Annotated in this window: 21 protein-coding genes; 19 read left to right on the top strand and 2 right to left on the bottom strand. The window is 61.1% G+C overall.

Annotated elements, in window-relative coordinates; genetic code table 11:
- Positions 1-243 precede the first annotated feature (243 nt).
- From T336_RS24800 to T336_RS26520, 19 genes are all read left to right on the top strand, one after another.
- Complete coding sequence (locus T336_RS24800; protein WP_035225356.1) at positions 244-672, top strand: hypothetical protein; 429 nt, start codon at positions 244-246, stop codon at positions 670-672.
- An 80-nt stretch (positions 673-752) separates the two neighbouring features.
- Complete coding sequence (locus tag T336_RS0106095; protein ID WP_026431866.1) at positions 753-1,349, top strand: hypothetical protein; 597 nt, start codon at positions 753-755, stop codon at positions 1,347-1,349.
- A gap of 227 nt (positions 1,350-1,576) precedes the next feature.
- Positions 1,577-2,308, top strand: coding sequence for a DUF3577 domain-containing protein (locus T336_RS0106100; protein WP_026431867.1), 732 nt, complete (start codon positions 1,577-1,579; stop codon positions 2,306-2,308).
- A 68-nt stretch (positions 2,309-2,376) separates the two neighbouring features.
- Positions 2,377-2,619 (top strand): hypothetical protein, encoded by a 243-nt coding sequence (locus T336_RS0106105; RefSeq protein ID WP_026431868.1) that lies wholly within the window; start codon positions 2,377-2,379, stop codon positions 2,617-2,619.
- A 387-nt stretch (positions 2,620-3,006) separates the two neighbouring features.
- Positions 3,007-3,645 (top strand): DUF3275 family protein, encoded by a 639-nt coding sequence (locus T336_RS0106110; RefSeq protein WP_026431869.1) that lies wholly within the window; start codon positions 3,007-3,009, stop codon positions 3,643-3,645.
- A gap of 490 nt (positions 3,646-4,135) precedes the next feature.
- Positions 4,136-4,420 (top strand): hypothetical protein, encoded by a 285-nt coding sequence (locus T336_RS0106115; protein ID WP_011795787.1) that lies wholly within the window; start codon positions 4,136-4,138, stop codon positions 4,418-4,420.
- Between the two features lie 198 nt (positions 4,421-4,618).
- Positions 4,619-4,927 (top strand): hypothetical protein, encoded by a 309-nt coding sequence (locus tag T336_RS0106120; protein WP_237711523.1) that lies wholly within the window; start codon positions 4,619-4,621, stop codon positions 4,925-4,927.
- Positions 4,928-5,014: 87 nt separating this feature from the next.
- Positions 5,015-6,142 carry a DUF6094 domain-containing protein gene (locus T336_RS0106125; protein ID WP_026431871.1) on the top strand — a complete coding sequence of 376 codons (1,128 nt, stop codon included), beginning with the start codon at positions 5,015-5,017 and terminating at the stop codon, positions 6,140-6,142.
- A 73-nt stretch (positions 6,143-6,215) separates the two neighbouring features.
- Positions 6,216-6,467, top strand: coding sequence for a hypothetical protein (locus T336_RS24805; RefSeq protein ID WP_020425054.1), 252 nt, complete (start codon positions 6,216-6,218; stop codon positions 6,465-6,467).
- A gap of 255 nt (positions 6,468-6,722) precedes the next feature.
- Complete coding sequence (locus T336_RS0106135) at positions 6,723-7,103, top strand: hypothetical protein (RefSeq protein ID WP_244883878.1); 381 nt, start codon at positions 6,723-6,725, stop codon at positions 7,101-7,103.
- 82 nt (positions 7,104-7,185) lie between these two features.
- Positions 7,186-7,518, top strand: a complete 333-nt coding sequence (locus tag T336_RS0106140) for a hypothetical protein (RefSeq protein WP_026431873.1) — start codon at positions 7,186-7,188, stop codon at positions 7,516-7,518.
- 86 nt (positions 7,519-7,604) lie between these two features.
- On the top strand, positions 7,605-7,910 hold the full coding sequence (locus tag T336_RS26515) for a hypothetical protein (RefSeq protein WP_156957800.1): 306 nt from the start codon (positions 7,605-7,607) through the stop codon (positions 7,908-7,910).
- A 286-nt stretch (positions 7,911-8,196) separates the two neighbouring features.
- A complete protein-coding gene (locus T336_RS0106145; protein WP_026431874.1) occupies positions 8,197-8,571 on the top strand; it encodes a hypothetical protein in 375 nt (124 codons plus the stop codon).
- A 317-nt stretch (positions 8,572-8,888) separates the two neighbouring features.
- The gene (locus T336_RS0106150) at positions 8,889-9,491 is read left to right on the top strand and encodes a hypothetical protein (protein ID WP_026431875.1); all 603 of its coding nucleotides are present in this window, start codon (positions 8,889-8,891) and stop codon (positions 9,489-9,491) included.
- A 104-nt stretch (positions 9,492-9,595) separates the two neighbouring features.
- Entirely contained in the window at positions 9,596-11,995 is a 2,400-nt protein-coding gene (locus T336_RS0106155; protein ID WP_026431876.1) for a DEAD/DEAH box helicase, read from the top strand.
- A gap of 135 nt (positions 11,996-12,130) precedes the next feature.
- On the top strand, positions 12,131-12,589 hold the full coding sequence (locus T336_RS24810) for a hypothetical protein (protein ID WP_019702966.1): 459 nt from the start codon (positions 12,131-12,133) through the stop codon (positions 12,587-12,589).
- 144 nt (positions 12,590-12,733) lie between these two features.
- The gene (locus T336_RS0106160; protein WP_026431877.1) at positions 12,734-13,636 is read left to right on the top strand and encodes a DNA-binding protein; all 903 of its coding nucleotides are present in this window, start codon (positions 12,734-12,736) and stop codon (positions 13,634-13,636) included.
- A gap of 111 nt (positions 13,637-13,747) precedes the next feature.
- Entirely contained in the window at positions 13,748-14,056 is a 309-nt protein-coding gene (locus tag T336_RS0106165) for a hypothetical protein (protein ID WP_026431878.1), read from the top strand.
- The gene (locus T336_RS26520) at positions 14,053-14,472 is read left to right on the top strand and encodes a hypothetical protein (protein WP_167333638.1); all 420 of its coding nucleotides are present in this window, start codon (positions 14,053-14,055) and stop codon (positions 14,470-14,472) included. Before T336_RS0106165 ends, T336_RS26520 begins: the two co-directional genes overlap by 4 nt.
- A 119-nt stretch (positions 14,473-14,591) precedes the next feature.
- Here the strand turns inward: T336_RS26520 and T336_RS26525 are convergent, their stop codons facing one another.
- Both T336_RS26525 and T336_RS26530 read right to left on the bottom strand, forming a co-directional pair.
- A complete protein-coding gene (locus tag T336_RS26525; protein ID WP_156957803.1) occupies positions 14,592-15,452 on the bottom strand; it encodes a S1 family serine peptidase in 861 nt (286 codons plus the stop codon).
- A gap of 101 nt (positions 15,453-15,553) precedes the next feature.
- A complete protein-coding gene (locus T336_RS26530) occupies positions 15,554-16,492 on the bottom strand; it encodes a Tle-like phospholipase domain-containing protein (RefSeq protein ID WP_209435945.1) in 939 nt (312 codons plus the stop codon).
- Between the last annotated feature and the right edge of the window lie 579 nt (positions 16,493-17,071).

The raw sequence follows: 17,071 nt of genomic DNA on the forward strand, positions 1-17,071 counted from the left end.
ATTGCCGGTCGGTGGACCATTTCAGGTGCGCCAAGCAGGTGCGAGCTGTACTTGGAAACTCCAACCGGGGTCAATAGAATCGCTGCGTGACCGCTCATCATGAGCAACCTCGAAGCGACTGAGCCTTTGAAAGTCGTGCCCCTCGTACACACGAGGGCAAGGTAGTTCTTTTCCATCAACCCTACGGGACCAACGCAGTCCCGGGAGGGCCGTCGTTGCCCGTTTTTACACAGGAGCAACGTCATGTCCCAAACCACCAAGGCCGGTTCAAACGGTCCATCGTTCGCAAGCGCACGCCAGGTCGAAGCCAAGCATTTGGCGGACATGCTGACCAGGCTGGACGACCCCGTCGTAGCAGAGCTCTTCATCGCAGTCGTGGACGACAGTCCCGAACTGCGCCAAGAGTACCTGGGAGCGTGCCTGAAGGCCGCTGAAACCGTACGTCGGCAGCAGATGCGCTTCGAGCGAGCTCGCGCCGCGGGGCGGGCGTATGCCCGGGCCCGCGGGCAAATCTCGTTCGTAGCGCGTGCTCTCCTGATCGCAGCGCGGTACGTCGCGGCAGCGATTCGCCGTGCCCGCGTCGAGCGCCATCACACCGCGAGCCCGGCCCGTGCCGAGGCCGCCAACGTGGTAGCGCTTTCCTCTGTGCGTCGCACTGCTGCAGGCAAGTAGCAGCTGCATCCGCATCGTCCGAACCCATCTCCAGGCAGTGCCCGGAGGTGGGTTTTTTCTTTATGAGAGAGGAGAGAACCATGTTCAACGAGAAGGAACTCGCTGCGCGGTCACTGGGTACGAGTCGCGACATGGCAGCGCATGTCGCCCGGTTCAGGCGGCTCGCCACGGGGATCCGCAACATCCAACCAGGCCTGCTCGATCTCACCGGCGACGACAGGACGGCACTGGCCGAAGCTGTGGCAGTGCTGGACCGGGCAGCGAGCGTCTGCGGTAAGGCAGCAAAGCTCAAGGCGTTGGGCGAGAAGCAGCATGAAAAGCGCGTGGCCGATGCGCGGGAGTTGGTGCTGGCCAGCAACTTCGCGAAGCTGCGGGCCGTGGACGACGTCGTAGCCTTCGTAGCCACGCAAGCGTCCTACCAGATCACGCAGAGTCCTCGCATCGACAACGTGTACGCCGCTCGCTACTTCGTCAGGGACCTGTTCGGGATCTGCCTGACCACGAGCCTCGCTTCGGAGATCGCGCGCCAGCCTGCTCCGCTGCACGTCACACTGGAGCTCCGCTGGGCGGAGTTTCTATGTGAAGCGCCAGCGCTCAAGGATCGGTACGCCGTCACCATCAGCGATCTGCTCCGCTTCCTGGCGAGCGATCCAGGGGCATCTGTCAACCGCGTTTGACGGCACGAGGATCAAAGCGCTAGTCTTGCAACCGTGAACCGCCCAACAGGGCACCACGCAGCGGCTGAGCTCTTGGAAGCCGCACACATGACGCCCTCCCGGGCACCATGCAGAGCACCTGTCTTTCGTAACCCGGATGGGGACACAGCCGCCCCATCCGAGCCTTACGGCCCGGTTGTGTGCGTCTGCGCTCCTCGTCCATTCTTTTGGAACTTTGGAGCAACACCATGCAAACTGCACAACAGCAACCCCGTGAGTTTTTCAACCTGCACACCAGCGGTATCGGTTACCTCAACCGTATTCGCTGGGTGGAAACCAAAGGTCGTGGACGTAAGGCGGAATCGTTCCTCGCGTGCAGTATTTCTGCATTGCGTGGCTCTTCGGATGCTGCCGACTACACGTATTTCGATCTTCGGGTCAGCGGTGAGGAAGCGATTGGATTGATCGACGGTCTCCAGCAAGAAGTGCACGATCGCTGCAAGGTGCTCGTGAGCTTCAAGATCGGCGACATCTATCCGCATCTTTACGAGCGTGACGTGCGTGACCAGCAGTCCGGCCGCCCTACCGGGCGGAAGGAAATGGCCACGCTGATCAAGGGCCGGCTCATCCTGATCAACTCCATTTCGGTGGACGGCGAGAAGGTGTACAGCAGGCCTTCTGAAGAAAGCGCGGGACATGAAGGTGAACAGTCGCAGGGCGGCGATCACCCCATGGACAGCGACGCTCCCGACTCCACGCAATTCGTGCGCTCCGCGCGCGAAGAGATGGACCAGGAAGCGCCTCCCCCGCGTCGTTCGGTCGCACCGCAACCGCGGGCGATCGTGACGCCGATGCCGCAGCGCCGCGCAGCAGCACCGCAACCGCGGGCTGAAGCACCGGCGCCGCAACGTCGGCAGCCTCTTCGCTCCATCGCGGGCAGGCAACCACGTGCTGAGCACCGCGAACCCGCGGAAGCCTGAGCACTGATGTGAGAACCCCGGACCGCTTGCGGTCCCGGGGGTATCATCAAATCCAAAGGAGAGATTTCATGTCGCTAGATTCAACCCTGGCGGGCTGGGTCGATGGTGCGCCTCCTACTCGGGACGACGGTGGCCTGGCCATCGTGGTGCTGAAGTCAGGCGTACGCATCGACGGCCAGGATCCTGGTGGTCTGCCCGTCATCGTCTCGCGCTGGAGCGAGAAGCTGAAGACCACGGCCGGCGCTCACCGCCTGTCGTACGACGACGTCTTCCGACACATCGACATCGCAGCCGGGGAAAGTCCGGCGTGATTGAGACGACGCGAGCAGAGCAAGTTGTCACGGCTGCCTTCTCGCTTCGTTCCACTGCCGAGAGGCGTTTCCCCCGACCTTTTGCGCTATGCTCACGGCTCCAAGTGTTTGCCGGTGTCACACAAGCCGGCGGCCAGTTTTCTGGCGCGGCACGTGAGCCTCTGAGACGCGCACGCCCTTCGGGCTGAGGCATATTTTGTAGACCAATCCCCTCCCTCGTTGACGCACACCTCGATAGGGTAGGTCGGATTTCCGGCGGCCTGGAAAACCTCCGGCGACTTCAAACCAACACCCCTTGCGCGTTCGCGTGCACGGGGTGTTTTTCATTCATCACCTGCGGGGCCGCGCCTCGCACGGCGAGTGCCCCCGTTGCGAGGAGCACTACCCATGATCAAGTTGTCCGGCGTGACCTTGAGAGTCAAAAAAATGACCGGCCGCAACGGCGACTTTTGTGTCGCCGACCTGCAATCGGACATCGGCGAATTCAAGGTCAAGGACGCGCTGCTCGATCAGTTTGACGACGGCGAATACACCGGCACGGCGTGGATCAACGAGATCTACCTGGCCCAGTACATATCCTTCGGCAAGGGCGTGACGGAGATCCGCGCCAGGTTGCACGATCTGCAACTGGACGGAGCACGGGAACGCCCACGCGACACTGAACCACAAGAACCGGATCCTGCGGACGAGTTGGTGGCCCAGGCAGCGCCAGCTGCGGCGCACGTCGCATCGCCTTCACCCGCACCGGCCTCGAGTCGGCTGAGCAAGCTCCGCGACCGTCTCTCGGCAGTGGGGAAGAAAGCCTCTACACCGGCACCCGAGCCCACCGAGGGTCGCGACGACGGCCGCGAACGCGAGATGGAGGCCTTGTTCGGCGAGTTGTGGGCAAGCATCAAAGCGCGAGAGCCGGTCAAGCTCGACCCCACCGTTGAACGCTCGGTCATACGCGCCCAATCCGCGGCCATTCGCCAACTGGGCTACTACATGGATCCCATCAAGCAGATGTTCGTGCCGGACACGGTGTGACGACGAGAACCAGCCCGCCAGCAGCGGGCTGTCCATTGCGCCCGCGCGGGCGCACCGGACAGCGCGCAGCGCGCAGCGATGCGTACGGCGGCATGAGAACTAGGGTGGCTGCGACCCGGTGCGCAGCGGCTTTGCGATGAGGCGGAACACGGCAAGAGCGAAGCCGACCCGACCCACGCGCCTTTCCTTGGCCATCTGAGCTCCTTGCGATGGCTGGCCTGCTCAATGCGGCCGGGAGCACGGTGAAAAGGGAGCCCGATGGGTTCCCAGAGAGACTGCCGACGGCAGCGGTTTCTCTGGGAAACCATCTGACCATTTAGGAATGGTTTCGAGCACATTGAGCCCTGCAAATGTGCATAGCGGTCTTCCGCTAGGGCATGACCTTTTCAACCGTGTACGTCGTGCAGCGCCTTGCGTGCAGCGCGCTTTTGTAACCCTCGGGGACCTCGTTCCTCAGGGGACGGTGGCCTCCGAAACCTTGGAGACCACCATGAGCTCACCGCACCCGTCGACGGACTGGAGCACAGAGCAGCGAGCCAGCGTGCACGCTGCATTCAACGACTGGATCCTCATCTGCACGGAAGAGGACTACCAGAAGGTCAGCGACCTTTATGAGCGAGTCGCTTCGGGCGAGATCGGATCGATGGTCAAGCTGATTCAGGCGTGCTATGCGCGCTCGGATCTGCTGGCGGATCTGCCGGACAGCCTGTTGCAACAACTGATAGCGCGGAATTTGCCGCCGCCTTCCTTCGACGCGAAAGCTGCCGAAGGATAGGCAGCGCATCCCGCGCGTCGAGCTCTTCGAGGAGATGGACCATGTCCGGATCCTCTTGGGGCATGCCTTCAATCACCCTGAATGTGCTTCGCTGATCGGTCATCCGAAAAGTGTCGCACGAATCCTTACCTCAACCCGGATGGGCCGTGTCCCATCAGGGGCGCGCTTGTCCACTTTTTTCACCTTTGGAGAAATCTCATGCGCGCACAAGCAATGGAATCGATGGAAGTGGCACAGCAGCAATCCGCCTTCCTCTGGAACGATCTGATGACTCAATCTCAAGCACTGGCAACGACGGAAGTGACGCAGCAGCAATTCGGCCTGATGGCTGAGCAGTACGGCGAGCGCTTTCCGCTCGAAGTCTGCCGTTCGCAGGCAGGTTTCTACCTGGGCACGTATTCCGACAGCGGCCCGTTCACGCGGGAGTCGGTTGAATACTGGCGCAAGAGGGAACAAGCCGAGAAGGCCCTGGCGACCGGCAACTGGACGCAACGCTACGACATGTGAAACCCTCGCGACGCTTCGGCGTCGCCCCTTTCAAACAAGCCAGTCCCGAGTTCTCTCGGGCTGGCTTTTCTCTTTCATGGACAAGACATGGCTCTGATGTTCGCGCGCCTGGCGCACAACTTCGTGAAGGCGGGGTATTTCCCCACCGATGAGGCAACGATCGAGCGCGTGGCCAACCTCCTCCGATTGCCGGAGCAGGACGTGCGCATGCTGGATCCATGCTGCGGCGAGGGCACGGCTTTGGCCGACCTCCGCCAGCTGCTGCAGGAGCGCTCCGGTGCAGACAACCAGGTCGCAGAGACCTATGGCATCGAGCTTGATCCCGAGCGTGCGCGGCACGCGAAGGGCATCCTCGATCGTGTGGTCCAGGCGGACATGCACGATGTGATCGTGCGCCCCCGGAGCATGGGCCTGCTGTTTCTCAACCCTCCGTACGGTTATGGCGTCACGGACGCCGCCTCGCAGCGACAGCTGCTGGCCGAACCCGAGAAGGCCGAGAGGCTCGAGCGGACCTTCCTTCGGAAGACTGTCCCATACCTCGCATACGGTGGCGTGCTGGTCTACATCGTGCCGCACTACGCCTTGGATGACGAGATCCGAGCCTACCTGGCCAGGAATTTCACCCACCTGCGCGTGTTCTCTGCGCCTGAGCGGAGGTTCAAGCAATGCGTGGTCATCGGAAGCCGATGCCGGCCAGGCTACGCCAGCAAGGCGGCCCTGCAGATGCTCGTCGACGCGCAGGCCTCGGAGGAGGGCGCGCCCATGCTTCCCGATGGCTGGGAGCTCGAACCCTATGCCGTTCCGCCGGCGCCGCCAGAGCAGGACCAGGTCTTTCACGCGGTGCGAATTGACGAAGAGCAGCTGCAAGACGAGCTTGCGCGCTACCGGTCAAGCCTGCTTTGGGAAGGGCTCAACCAGCACTTCACCCAGCGCTACGGCGCATGTCGACCACCCCTGCGCGACCTGACGCCTTGGCATCTCGCGCTGGCCCTTGCGGCCGGCCAGGTCGTCGGGCGAATTGAAGCTGCAGATGGCCGCGTGTTCCTGATCAAGGGCGACACCTTCAAGCGCAAAGAGCGCACGAGCACCGTGGAGTTCGACAGCGACGGGAACGCATCGCAGACCGTGGTGCTTCTCGACCGCTTCGTGCCCGTCATCACCGCGATCGAGTTCACGCCCGATTCGCGTCTCGGCCAGGTGGTGAAGATCGCCTGAGACATCGTTTTTTCAACCCCCGGGGGCAGCACGCCCTGGGGGGTGGCTGTCCCGCCAACCCAAGGAGATAGCCATGAACCTACAAAGCAATATCGAGTTCGTAACCGACCTCATGCAGTTCAGCCCGAAGGGGCCGCTCGTGCAGGTCTTCATCGTCAATGCCATCCATTCCGCCGCGAAGCAAGTCGCGGAGGAGCCCGATCCCATGGTGTTCGATTCGCCAGCCATCGACGGAAAGGTCTGGCAGGACGTTGCCAAGGAGATCCTGCAGCGCATGGATGAAAAGTACGGCCCGCTGCCACCCGATGTGGTGCTGCCGGACTGACGACGGCCTCACCAGGCACCTCTGCTGCCACCCTGCAGCCCAAAGAACCCATCCAGATGGGTTCCCTTGTCCGCCCGGCGCGCCAGGCCGACAAGGGAAGCCATTTGAACCTAGACCATTGGTTTCAGCACGTTGAGCTCTGGAAACGTGCGGCGCGGCGCGAGCTGCAGGAGCAATCTTCAACCACTACTTCATCAACCCAGCAGGGCTACTCCCGCTGGGGTGGCGCTGCACCCTTTGAAAGGCACTGCCACCATGAATACTCGTTTGACCAAAGACCGCGGCGGCTGGACCGCCTTCACCGAGCTCGAACTCGGGAACGCGCAGATGCTGCATTTGCGTACCTGCCGGAACAGCATCTCCGGTCGGCTGACCACCAACGCCACGGTGCACGAGATCACGGGCGATCGCTCGCTCGTACACCGGATGGGCCTCGGCACCGGCGGCGGAGACTTCTCCGCCCTGGTTTTCGCATCGAAACCGGCGCGCTGCACGGAGTCGATCGTGCGGATCCAGCATGAGCAGGCTTTGCTGCGGCTCGATGCCATCAAGCGCGACGTGCGCGAGCACTACGCGCGCCTCGAGGCCTCCGCCGCCAAGTCGGACGCTCCTCAGCCAGGGCAGCAGCCGGCCTAACCGACAGGCCGAATGCACGCCATTTACTAACCCTGTGGGGACACGCCCCACAGGGGGCATGCCCTTCGTACTGGAGCAATCTATGAATCTCATCGAAGCAGCGCCGTCCGCCGGCGGCGCACCCTCGGCCTCGGCGCCAACGACCGAGCTCTTCCCTCTCGGCGAGCTCACGGTGACGCAGGGCGCCGCGCCGTACCTGTTCAGTGGAGTCATCAGCGCACTCAGAATCGTTTCGCGCCACCAAAGTGGCGACTGGGGTGATCTTTGCGACGAGGACAAGCGCTGCAACGATAAGGCCGTGCGCTCGGGCGGACGGATTCTTTCGACATATCGCGTCGATGCTGCAACCCGTCTATGGGTCATCACCGAAAGCGATAGGAGCGTGACCACGATCTTGTTGCCGAGCGAATACTAAAGAACACCTGGCGCGGCTCCGCGCCTCGATCACCATCCAGACGGGCCGCCGCGCGCGGCCCATCCTGGCCAACCACAAGAAGAACTATGGAACCTACCCCATCTGAACCCTCACCGAACGCGACCATTGCTCCCGCGGTGGGCGATCCATACGTCAACGTCAACGCGGAGCTCGATCTCGACCATTGCAGCCGGGAGCGGACCACAGCGCCGGGTCACGAATGGCGCGTCGCGGATGTCCAGAGCGACTACGTGACCATCGTTTGCGATGCCACGGGCGCGGCAATCAATCCGACCTATGCCGAGCTCTCCGCCGGCGTCGAGTTCGTAAAGCTGCGGCCGTCTTCGGTAGTTTCGATTTCACCTCCGCCAACTTCCACTCCGACGGTCTGAACGTCAGCGGCCTCGTCGATTTCTTCGCTCCGCCACACGTGCACCGCTCACGGCGGACCTTCCGCGCAATGAGCGACGTCTTTAAACCGGCACCAGCCGGTTTTCCATAGCGACGGCTACCCCGCTATGGAAAACCGCTTGAACCCATCTCCAAGCCGGTTTTGGAGCGCACTGAAGCCATTCAAGTGCGCGGACCTTCCGAGGTCCTGGCTTTCTCACTTTTATCCACCCCTGCGGGCACGTCCCGTAGGGGGCATGTCTCGCGCCCATCCACAAGGAGCGAACCATGACGAACGACACCATCTACTTTCCGGCCGAAGACGGCCCACGCGCGCTCACGATCGTCCAGCTGGATGATGCGATGGAAGTGCATCTTTCAACCGGCAGGCAATCCCTCGGTTGCCTGGCCACGCGTGCCCTGACGTACCGCAAGCACGGCATGACGCTCGTGCATTCCTCCAGCAACGGCGGTGGTTGCGGCGACTTCCGGGAGACGATCGCGGCCCTGCCAGTCACCGACGTCACCGAGGCGGCCGTGAGGGATTTCCACGAGCGGGCGCTGATCCAGCTTCCGCTCGTGCGAATAGCCATCGATCTGCACTATGCCAAGCAGCGCTCCATCGACCTCGCTTTGGCGAACGAGGAGAGCGGCCATGCATGAATTGGAAGCTCGCACCCGGGCGGTCGTATGCAACTGGGAGCTCGGAAATCGCGCCAACGCGTTGAACGAGTTGGACCAATGCATACGACGGCTCGATCACGACCGCGAGTGCGCAGCGCCCGAGATCGCCCGTGCCCACGAGGTGTACGCATCTGACACTTGCGAGATCTGCGATGCGCCTCTGGTCTGCCGAGGCGAGGGCGGCGTCTGGATCTCGGCTTGGGTGTTCGTTCCCTCCGGGGAATGAAGCTCTTCTTTCTCCAACCCTCTGCGGGGCACGCCCCGCAGGGCGGCTCCGCATCTTTCCGGAGCCATCCATGAACGACACCACCCTGTACCGCATCGAGGGCTTCGCCGATCTCTGGGTCGATGCTTGCCTTCGCGACGATGACGGAGACCTGATGTTTCTCTCGTTCTACGGCCGTGACGCATCTGCCATGCAGTTCGTTGCGGCCGTGGAACTGGGGAGCAGAGCCGAGGCAGGTATCACCAGCTTCAATCTCGTGAACGGAGCCGGCCGTCGCCACCAGGTCGGAATCGGCCCGACAGAACGACTGGCCAAGCACAGCGGGCGATTGCCGCGGCAGAACCTGTTCGGACCGCTGTCGCAAACCTGGATCTACGACAAGCGGATGCGAGAGGTCGACAAGGCCAACCGCATCGGTTGGATCGTGAGCCACGCGGATCAGCCGATCGATGCTGCGGCCTGGGAGCTGCTCAAGGAGCTTTCACCAGTCGCATTGCTCGACACCTGGCAGCGGCCGCTGATGGCGTGGGCCCGGGAGAAGGGCGCCATGGCGGCGCTCGGCACCGGGCTCTACGAGCCCATCGGTCGGGCGACTGCCGTGCGCGTCAGCGTGACCGACCATTTCGTACGGCACGTCAGTGCGTGTGTGCGGTCAGGCGTTCTCACCGCCTGACCACCTACCGTACAGGCCCTGCAGCAGCAGGGCCACCATTTCTTCAACCGCATGAGCGATCTCCCGATCTCGGGCGATCGCTCTTTTTATTTCTGGAGCAGTACATGAATGACGTCACTTTTTTCGACACCTCGGAAGCGATCGCAGCGCCGGCGGAGAACATCGCCGCGCCGGCGGCTGCTGACGCGCCGTCCGAGCCGCGGCGCGCTGGCGTGGCCACGGATCCGCACAGTGGCACCGTAGCCGACGTCTTCGATGAAACCATCGCCCTGGGCGACTTCATTCGGAGCTTCGGCCAAGGCCTGCTACAGCAGGTGCGATCGCAACACCCACCCGTGTACGTACCCGACCGGGACCAGGCCACGGAGGCCTGGCAGGCACGCAAGAGCATCCTCGGAACGCTCAAGCGCAAGCCCTTCGAGCCACAGGCAGAGGCAGTGCAGGCCATCGTGAAACTGCTCGTCGACCAAGACGAACCCGCCGCCGTGCTCAACGCGGAGATGGGGACAGGCAAGACGATGATGGCGATCTGCGCAGCTGCGCTCATGCAGGAGAGCCATCCCCGCACCCTCGTTATCTCTCCGCCCCACCTGGTCTACAAGTGGCGGCGCGAGATCATGGAAACCGTGCCGAACGCGCGTGTATGGGTGCTCAACGGTCCGGACACCCTTCGCAAGCTGCTCACCCTGCGTGCCCGTCTCGGTCTGGAGAGCTCGCAACCCGAGTTTTTCGTGCTGGGCCGTGTACGCATGCGGATGGGTTTTCACTGGCGTCCGTCGCTGATTGAACGGCGCATCGTGGTCGACGGCGACCGCATGTCGGTGGCATGTTGCCCCGACTGCATGCGGCCCATCGAATCGAAGGCGGGCGATGGCGAGAGGATGCCGATGTCCATGGAGCTCGCCAAGGCGGTCTTCGGGGATAGGCGCATGCACTGCGAGCACTGTGGATCCACGCTGTGGACGCTGATCCGGGCAGGACGCCCCATCGAATCGATGCACGACCTGGTTCATGGCGCGCTGCAGCAACTGCCAACCATCGGGCCCGCGTCGGCGACGAGGCTCCTGAAGGCCTTCGGCGATCAAACGCTGGCCTCGATGCTCGAAGACAACGTGTACGAGTTCGTGAACCTGATGGACGAGAACGGAGATCTCGTCTTCAGCGATCGCCAGGCCAAGCGCATGGAACGCTCGCTCGCGAACTTCGAGTTTTCGATCGGGCAGGGCGGCTACCAGCCGACCGAGTTCATCAAGCGCTATTTGCCGCGGGACTATTTCGGGCTCCTGGTGGTCGACGAGGGGCACGAGTACAAGAACGAAGGCTCGGCCCAGGGTCAGGCCATGGGCGTGTTGGCCAGCCAGTGCCGTAAGGTGCTGCTGCTGACCGGCACGCTGATGGGTGGCTATGCGGACGACCTGTTTCACCTGCTCTGGCGCGTGAACCCACGGGCCCTGCTCGCGGACGGGTTCCGGCCTTCCAAGTCCGGATCCATGGCTTCCGCCACGATGGGCTTCATGAGGGCGCACGGCGTGCTCAAGGACGTCTACAAGGAGTCGGCGGCATCGTCGCATCGCACCGCGAAGGCGAGAAGCCTCACGGTCCGCACCAGCAAGGCGCCAGGCTTCGGCCCCGTCGGCCTGATGCGCTACGTGCTGCCGATGACCGTGTTCCTCAAGCTGCGCGACATCGGCCAGAAGGTGCTCCCGGACTACACCGAGAGCTTCATCGACGTCGACATGTCACCGGAGCAGGCAGAAGCCTACGCGGTAATGAGTGCCAAGCTGGTCGCGATCCTGCGGCAGGCCCTGGCTGTTGGAGACAGCACGCTGCTGGGCGTGGTGATGAACGTGCTGCTCGCGTGGCCCGAATGCGCCTTCCGAACGGAGACCGTGCGCCATCCGAGAACGAAGAGCTTGCTGCACCTGCAGCCAGCCGTGTTCGAGGAGACGGCCTGCATGCCGAAGGAGGCGAAGCTCATCGAGCTCTGTGCGCAAGCGAAGGCACGCGGCCGCAAAGTGCTCGTGTACTCGATCTACTCGGGTACGCGGGACACCACGGCCAGGCTGAGGTTGCTCCTGGAAGCCCGAGGGTTCAAGGTCGGCGTTCTGCGCGCCAGCGTGGATGCGTCGAAGCGGGAAGACTGGGTCGCTGACCAGGTCGAGCGTGGCATCGATGTGCTGATCACCAATCCCGAGCTCGTCAAGACCGGTCTGGACCTGCTCGACTTTCCGACGATCGTTTTCCTGCAGTCGGGCTTCAACGTCTACACGGTACAGCAGGCTGCCAGGCGCTCATGGCGGATTGGACAGCAGCACGACGTCAGCGTCTTCTTCCTCGGATACGCCGGCACCACGCAAATGGACTGCTTGCGACTCATGGGCAAGAAGATCGCTGTGTCGCAGTCGACGTCCGGAGAGATGCCCGAAAGCGGCCTCGACGTGCTCAACGAATCGGAAGGCGAAAGCATCGAGGTGGCCCTGGCCAGAGAGCTTCTTTCCGCCTGACGCACCCCGGGGGATTCGTCCCCAACTTCCGCCGCTCCGCCGGCGGTTTCCTGCGCCTCCCCCCTGTTTCACGCGACTCATTCGGCTTCGGCCGAGGGGGAGGGGCGCGCTTTATTCACCTGTAAGTAGAGGACCATGATGAAAGAAGTTGACGCATCCGAGGCCAGGTACGGTTATCTGCTGCAACTGAACGCTGCGAGAGGCTCAGGAGACGTTGCCGCGGCTCGGCTCGCAGAGCTTGCGCTGCAGGCGCTTTGTCCGGAGCTTGTTGGGCTCGACCTCTGGAGCTGCTCGGGGTGGACCGAAGGCGCGAAGGCGTTGCTGAGCCAATCTCCGCCAGGCACCGCACTGGTGGACGAGGCTTGCGACGGGCTCGTCGTTCTCGTTCAGGGACAGGTCGTCGGTTTGCCGCGGCTTACTCGTGCGGGTGGGTGCTATCTCACCGAAGGAGGGCTCCCGTTGTTGGGCCGCGAGGCCGGCCCGGAACATTGGGACTATGAAAGAAGTTGCTGGGAGGCTCATGAGCCCATGCACGCGAGGGACGTTCTTCTGTTCCCGCACCGGACCACGGTGCGATTTGTCGAGGTCGCATGACTTTCGCCCAGGGATGCCGCAAGGCGCCCCTGGGCTTTTTTTCGTCGATCGACGCGCGAGGCCGCACCTCAAATAGGCGCTTGCGTTCTGTATTGTTATGTAATACACTACATACAACAAACAACCGCACCCCCGGAGATTTATATGTCCAGTGAAGCAACTATCACCGAGAAACTCATCATCGAAGCGTGTGAGGCTCTTGCAGCTGAGGGGACTCGGTCAACGAATGAGTCTGTGAGAACCCGTCTCGCACTGATGACCGGAACCAAGGGCGGCTCTTACGCGACGATCGGCCCGGTCGTGAGGGCGTGGAACGAGGCCCGCAAATCAGCTGCGACGGCGGGCAGCGCACGCGAGCCGGCTCCACAAATCGTGATGGACAAGCTTCAGGCGTGGTCGGCGGACCTATGGGCGGCCGCGCTCAAGCTTGCGGACGACCGGCTCGCGGCGGAGCGCGCGGGACTCGAACGCGCCCGGGCCGAGCTCGAGAGCGAAGCGGCCGAAGCCCTGGACTTGGCAGAGCGACGCGAAGCCGAGCGCGATGAGGCGCGCCGGGCTGCTGCCACCGAATCGGAGCAACTGCGCGGCGCCCTGGCGGAGGCGCAAGCAGAGGCGGGCGCTCAGGCCGCACGCGCAGCCGCCGCCGAGGCGAGGGCAACGGAAATCGCAGTCCGTGCGGAGGATCTGCAGGAGCGCTTGCAGAATGAGGAGGGGCGCCACAAGACGGCGAGCGAGGAGCTCACCCGTATGCGATCCGTGGTCGCCCGGCTGGAGCAGCAAGCCAGCGATCAAGCGCGGCAGTTAGCTGCTGCCCTCGAAGAGATCAAGCAGGCGCGCAACGCGCTGGAGGCCGAGCGAGATCGAGCCCGAGCAGAGCTTGCGGAGGAGCGCCGCCGACTCGAGGGAAGCGTGGACGAAGTGAAGCGCGAACTGGCGTCGGCACGAAAGGAAGCCCTGGACGCGACCACCCAGCTGGCTCGTGCCGGAGGCCGCATCGAGGCCCTTGAAGCGCAGTTGGCCAAGGTGCAGCCGGCGAAGCAGAAATAGTGGGGGCAGGCGGCATCCGCCAGTTCCGAAATCCATCACTTCAACCCCGGAGGGAATATGAATCAAACACGCTCCAGACGGATACCGTCCGCAGAGAAGGACGCGGCGGTCATGGCGGTCCTTCGCTCGGCCGAGGCGCCCCTAACGACGGCGGACATCGCTCGGCGCGTCAACGACGCCTGGTGCTACCCCGACCTGGTGCCAAAGACCTCGCCCGTGTCCCACGCACTGGCGCGCATCGGGGCGATGCGAGACGATCGCAACCGCTATTGGCTGGGCGATACCAAGTGTTCGCCCGGGCCGAAGCCGCCGGCGGCGACGGAGCGGATGCTGTACAGGACCACGCTGGTCTGCCGCGCCCCTGCCAACGGGCGATGGTTGGCGCGCGTGTTGGCGGGTGCGGGAGGGCAATTGCTGTGAGCCCATCAGACGCAGTTGCGAAACTCGAGCAGGACGCCGTGACCGGGCAGGCGCTCGATCTTCTGCGCAGGGCGGCCAGCTACCTCGAACGTTTACCCGCTGTGCCGGCAACTCGCGAACTGGCCAAGGAGCTCTCCGACTTCGTGGAATCCCCGAAGACACGGGCCAGCGCGCGAGCGACACGTGCGCGCGCTGATGCCGCATCGGCGAAGTACGCCCATGTCGCGGCACCCACCGGGCTGACGCTATTCCAAGCCGTGGTGGAGGGCGACGTGCTCTATGTCAAAGCTCCGCCGATCGGCGGGTATCTCGATGATCTTGGGCGCATGCGAAAGCTTCACGGGGGCGTCCGCTTCCACCTGGAAACACCTCCCAGCGACTTCGTTCCGTGGCACCTCGACCTGCGAACGCGATGATAAATTCAATGCAGCCTGGTCTTCGGCCATACGCACCCAGCGGTGGTGAGAGCGGCACTGCGAGAGCGATGTCTATCGAGCAGAGCCAATGTCAATGATGCAAATTGAAGGACAGTTGGTCAGAGGTCGCACTTCATCAAGAACATATTAACATGTTCAATCTTCGTGGCGATTAGGGTGAAATTATCGTCAGCAGTACTCCCGCCCCAGAGTAAAGCACAAGCCCTTGCCATCGATGGGTGCCAGGGAATTTGTTTATCGACGCATGCGATGAATTTTGTATCCCATATGATTGATCCACTCATTCCTTTGGGACAGGGGTGAGGGACAGAAGATCCGAACTTATTAATTCCTGACTTCGGGTAAGATATGACTGCGTGATATTCTGGATCGAAACCGACAAAATCATTCGAATGCCGTGGTGGCGAGGCTTCCTGGGTGAGTAGTGGCTTTCCTAATAGAGTCAAGTGTTTCGAGTCGGCAACTTTTAAATGTTCAACGGAAAAGTTACCTTTTCGAATTAACTCATATCCAGGATAGCCCACAAGAAAAAGAAATTCTTCCTTCACCGGTTGAAATCGATCATCGAAGTAAAATGGATCGAGAAGCCGATTTGCCGGCAATCTTAAGTCTTGAGGGAGAGATTCATTCTCCATCACTAAGATGGCCACATCGTGTGGTTTACCCAAAGCCCTTGAATGAGCGAAATTCGCTGCGTATTGCCCAGAATCTATGGGTAGATGTGCGCAAGTGCCATTTGCAGGAATATTCTTGACGACATGCTCATTCGTAAGAATGAAGTTGTTATTCTTGCCTTTGATATAAGTTCCTGAGCCGCCAGCGGTCAGCTTTTCCAGTCTACCGGGATCGTAATATGGGAGCGCTGTAGTATACTTAAAAAAATAATCAGTCATTTCTCTGAGAACCTTGCGAATCTCTTCTTGGATTATCTTTTCGGTATTGCTGGTTTTCTTTGGCATATCAATTAAAAAATAAGTATGATGATTCGATATGGTGATAATTCCGTCAATCAGCCCTGCAAACCGCGATGCTAAAATATTGCTATATATCGCCTTGGCCGCTATGGTTCAAGACCGGAGTTAACTGCTTTCCGACGTCGACTTGCCTCACAGGCGTAAAAGTCTGTGTTTTTAATAAATTCTGCAGGCTCACCTGTTTTTAGGCCGGTAGGGAGCTTTTCATCAGCCACTTGTGCAATATGCAACATGTCTCGTAATAAAACATATCGGAAGTGAGCATAAAGCGATGTCGATGCAATTCCGTCGTAGACAGCTGTTTGTTCCATGCGGGCATTGATAGGTAGGCGCCATGGCAAAGTCGACTGTTGACGCCTAATCTCTGCGAGAAACTCCCTCTTCATGTAGACGAGCCAAATCTTGTCATTTCTTTTTCCGTTAGCCCAAGTATTGGGACTTGGATTTCCCGCCCATGCTTGGTATATTAGAGCTCCTGTTTTTTCATCTTTCGCGACATGAATGGCTAGAGCACCGCCTAAAGAGATGCCGGTCACAATAATTTTTTTTCCGACGGCATAGGGCTCCTCGCTAACGGAAATTACCAAGTCTTTGGCTCTCATTAATTGAGATTGACTTGCTAAAATGTTGGCGAATAGCCAATCCCAAAGATCATCGCTGCCCCTAAAAGCAATTATGATCTGCTTTTCGCCTTGTGGGGAGATATATTCATAGATGTCAGCGGCAAAGCCGCTGAAGTCATGCATTTCAATTCTTTCGATTAACGTCATCGATCTTGGAGTACCAATCCAATGATCTAAGCTCTCTACATCCTGTTTTTGTAGTGTTAGCGCGGCTGCCGTTATATACGGGTAGCCAGCGAGTGATATCTCGGCGCGACGTTTGTCGGCACGGGTGCGATCTTCCGATTCTTTATAAATGTTGTTACACCAGAACAGGCCCTTTTCTCGCTCTCTATAGATGTGAGGCAGCACTGAGCAGCCGCTTACCATCACCCCGATGAGCAATGTCAAAAACAATCGCATGTGCCCTCCCACTCTTTTATCTTCACTGTCCCACGTGCACTGTTTAGAGTCAAGTGCTGTATGTAAAATCAGAGTCTGATCGAGCGAAAAATCTGCACTCGGTGAGTACATGCGGACAGGATGTACGCTATCCGCTAAAGGCGGCAAATACCCAAGACGCTGGGCGTCATGGCCGCGAGGTAGCGCAAGGCGGGGCCGGGCACATTACTGAGCGAGTGCCAGCAGCGGCGCAGCCAGCCCATCGCAAGGAAGCGTGCCAAGGCGGACACGTGTCCGCCGGCATCCGGCACCTGGGGGACAAGTTACTACGCACCATCGGGTAGGCCCGCGCCACCGTGGGCATGTCGATAACGACCGACTACTACAACATGAGGCGGCGCACGCTTCCTGGACCCGGGAGTGAATGCGTTCTTCAAGCTATCGGCTGCCAAGGCTAGGGTGCGCGTGCGACCGGCAAAGCGTGAGCCTAGCGGGAAGAAATGGCCGGAGCATGTCAAGATAGTTGTCGCGTCGATCAAGCAGCCCGAGGCTGCGTATTCGATGCGGTCGCCGCGGCATCGGCGATGCCGTCGCGCTCAG

This window comes from Paracidovorax oryzae ATCC 19882, from assembly GCF_000687165.1.
In the GTDB taxonomy this organism is placed as follows: Bacteria; Pseudomonadota; Gammaproteobacteria; order Burkholderiales; family Burkholderiaceae_C; genus Paracidovorax; species Paracidovorax oryzae.

Excerpts from the sequence above, each read along its gene's own strand:
- T336_RS24800 (WP_035225356.1), top strand. The coding sequence starts at position 244 with ATGTCCCAAACCACCAAGGCCGGTTCAAACGGTCCATCGTTCGCAAGC.
- T336_RS0106095 (WP_026431866.1), top strand. The coding sequence starts at position 753 with ATGTTCAACGAGAAGGAACTCGCTGCGCGGTCACTGGGTACGAGTCGC.
- T336_RS0106100 (WP_026431867.1), top strand. The coding sequence starts at position 1,577 with ATGCAAACTGCACAACAGCAACCCCGTGAGTTTTTCAACCTGCACACC.
- T336_RS0106105 (WP_026431868.1), top strand. The coding sequence starts at position 2,377 with ATGTCGCTAGATTCAACCCTGGCGGGCTGGGTCGATGGTGCGCCTCCT.
- T336_RS0106110 (WP_026431869.1), top strand. The coding sequence starts at position 3,007 with ATGATCAAGTTGTCCGGCGTGACCTTGAGAGTCAAAAAAATGACCGGC.
- T336_RS0106115 (WP_011795787.1), top strand. The coding sequence starts at position 4,136 with ATGAGCTCACCGCACCCGTCGACGGACTGGAGCACAGAGCAGCGAGCC.
- T336_RS0106120 (WP_237711523.1), top strand. The coding sequence starts at position 4,619 with ATGCGCGCACAAGCAATGGAATCGATGGAAGTGGCACAGCAGCAATCC.
- T336_RS0106125 (WP_026431871.1), top strand. The coding sequence starts at position 5,015 with ATGGCTCTGATGTTCGCGCGCCTGGCGCACAACTTCGTGAAGGCGGGG.
- T336_RS24805 (WP_020425054.1), top strand. The coding sequence starts at position 6,216 with ATGAACCTACAAAGCAATATCGAGTTCGTAACCGACCTCATGCAGTTC.
- T336_RS0106135 (WP_244883878.1), top strand. The coding sequence starts at position 6,723 with ATGAATACTCGTTTGACCAAAGACCGCGGCGGCTGGACCGCCTTCACC.
- T336_RS0106140 (WP_026431873.1), top strand. The coding sequence starts at position 7,186 with ATGAATCTCATCGAAGCAGCGCCGTCCGCCGGCGGCGCACCCTCGGCC.
- T336_RS26515 (WP_156957800.1), top strand. The coding sequence starts at position 7,605 with ATGGAACCTACCCCATCTGAACCCTCACCGAACGCGACCATTGCTCCC.
- T336_RS0106145 (WP_026431874.1), top strand. The coding sequence starts at position 8,197 with ATGACGAACGACACCATCTACTTTCCGGCCGAAGACGGCCCACGCGCG.
- T336_RS0106150 (WP_026431875.1), top strand. The coding sequence starts at position 8,889 with ATGAACGACACCACCCTGTACCGCATCGAGGGCTTCGCCGATCTCTGG.
- T336_RS0106155 (WP_026431876.1), top strand. The coding sequence starts at position 9,596 with ATGAATGACGTCACTTTTTTCGACACCTCGGAAGCGATCGCAGCGCCG.
- T336_RS24810 (WP_019702966.1), top strand. The coding sequence starts at position 12,131 with ATGATGAAAGAAGTTGACGCATCCGAGGCCAGGTACGGTTATCTGCTG.
- T336_RS0106160 (WP_026431877.1), top strand. The coding sequence starts at position 12,734 with ATGTCCAGTGAAGCAACTATCACCGAGAAACTCATCATCGAAGCGTGT.
- T336_RS0106165 (WP_026431878.1), top strand. The coding sequence starts at position 13,748 with ATGGCGGTCCTTCGCTCGGCCGAGGCGCCCCTAACGACGGCGGACATC.
- T336_RS26525 (WP_156957803.1), bottom strand. The coding sequence starts at position 15,452 with ATGCCAAAGAAAACCAGCAATACCGAAAAGATAATCCAAGAAGAGATT.
- T336_RS26530 (WP_209435945.1), bottom strand. The coding sequence starts at position 16,492 with ATGCGATTGTTTTTGACATTGCTCATCGGGGTGATGGTAAGCGGCTGC.